At 56.3% G+C, this 1,489-nt stretch carries 3 protein-coding genes; all 3 read right to left on the bottom strand.

From position 1 onward, the window contains the following. Positions 1-20: 20 nt before the first annotated feature. Positions 21-320: a 50S ribosomal protein L23 gene (gene rplW, locus ACI2JX_RS25015; RefSeq protein WP_010220306.1), complete on the bottom strand. Its 300-nt coding sequence runs from the start codon at positions 318-320 to the stop codon at positions 21-23. After that, positions 317-919: a 50S ribosomal protein L4 gene (rplD, locus tag ACI2JX_RS25010; RefSeq protein WP_186557312.1), complete on the bottom strand. Its 603-nt coding sequence runs from the start codon at positions 917-919 to the stop codon at positions 317-319. The genes rplW and rplD overlap by 4 nt, the downstream gene beginning before the upstream one ends. A gap of 12 nt (positions 920-931) precedes the next feature. Continuing rightward, positions 932-1,489 (bottom strand): 50S ribosomal protein L3 (rplC, locus tag ACI2JX_RS25005; protein WP_404691217.1); only part of this gene is annotated, 558 nt, incomplete at its 5' end.

Genomic DNA, 1,489 nt, shown 5'->3' with positions numbered 1-1,489 from the left:
TGCCATGATGCACCCCTTCCTTACTCAGCACTGCTGCTGAAATCGAGATCTTGGCCTGGCTGAAGGGAGACGATCGCCTTCTTCCAGTCATTGCGCTTGCCCAGACCACGTGCGGTACGCTTGGTTTTACCCAGAACGTTAACAGTCGACACGTTTTCGACTTTTACGCCGAACAGGCCTTCGACAGCTTTCTTGATTTCCAGCTTGGTTGCGTCAGTAGCAACCTTGAATACGAACTGGCCTTTCTTCTCAGCCAGAACGGTAGCCTTCTCGGAAACGTGCGGGCCAAGGAGGACTTTAAATACGCGTTCCTGGTTCATCCCAGCAGCTCCTCGAATTTCTTCACGGCCGAGACAGTGATCAACACTTTCTCGTATGCGATCAGACTGACCGGATCGGAACCTTGAACGTCACGTACGTCGACGTGCGGCAGGTTACGTGCAGCCAGGTACAGGTTCTGATCAACAGCGTCCGAAACGATCAGTACGTCGCTCAGACCCATGCCGTTCAGCTTGTTCAGCAGGTCTTTGGTTTTTGGAGCTTCGACAGCGAAGTCCTGAACCACGACCAGACGGTCGCTACGCACCAGCTCAGCGAGGATGGAACGCATTGCTGCGCGGTACATCTTCTTGTTGAGCTTCTGCGAGTGATCCTGAGGACGAGCTGCGAAGGTAACACCACCGCCACGCCAGATTGGACCACGAGTAGTACCAGCACGAGCGCGGCCAGTACCCTTCTGACGCCATGGGCGCTTACCGCCACCAGCTACGTCGGAACGGGTCTTCTGCTGCTTGGTGCCCTGACGGCCGCCGGCCATGTAGGCCACGACTGCTTGGTGTACCAGCGTCTCGTTGAATTCGCCACCGAAAGTCAGTTCGGAAACTTCGATCGCCTGAGCGTCATTTACATTAAGTTGCATGTCAGTTTCCCCTTAACCGCGAGCCTTGACAGCTGGACGTACAACCACGTCGCCGCCAGTAGCGCCAGGAACGGCACCCTTGATCAGCAGCAGGTTGCGTTCAGCGTCTACGCGAACTACTTCCAGGGACTGCACAGTAACGCGCTCGGCGCCCATGTGACCGGACATTTTCTTGCCCTTGAACACACGACCAGGAGTCTGGCACTGGCCGATGGAACCCGGAACACGGTGCGATACGGAGTTACCGTGGGTGTTATCTTGGCCACGGAAATTCCAGCGCTTGATGGTACCGGCGAAGCCTTTACCCTTGGACTGACCGGTTACGTCTACCAGCTGGCCTGCAGTGAAGAGTTCAGCTTTGATCAGATCGCCAGCCTGGAAATCGCCTTCTTCAAGGCGGAACTCCCAAACACCGCGACCAGCGGCAACGTTCGCTTTAGCGAAGTGACCCGCTTGAGCAGCAGTCACACGCGAAGCACGACGCTCGCCGACAGTGACTTGCACTGCACGGTAGCCATCGGTTTCTTCGGTTTTGAACTGGGTGACGCGATTCGGCTCGATCTCAATGAC

The organism is Pseudomonas sp. NPDC088890, from assembly GCF_044900155.1.
Taxonomy (GTDB): Bacteria; Pseudomonadota; Gammaproteobacteria; order Pseudomonadales; family Pseudomonadaceae; genus Aquipseudomonas; species Aquipseudomonas urmiensis.
The sequence above is the reverse complement of the archived record's forward strand: the minus strand, read 5'-3'. Positions and strand labels throughout refer to the sequence as shown.

Coding starts and splice junctions, on each gene's coding strand:
- rplD (WP_186557312.1), bottom strand. CDS start 919: ATGCAACTTAATGTAAATGACGCTCAGGCGATCGAAGTTTCCGAACTG.
- rplW (WP_010220306.1), bottom strand. CDS start 320: ATGAACCAGGAACGCGTATTTAAAGTCCTCCTTGGCCCGCACGTTTCC.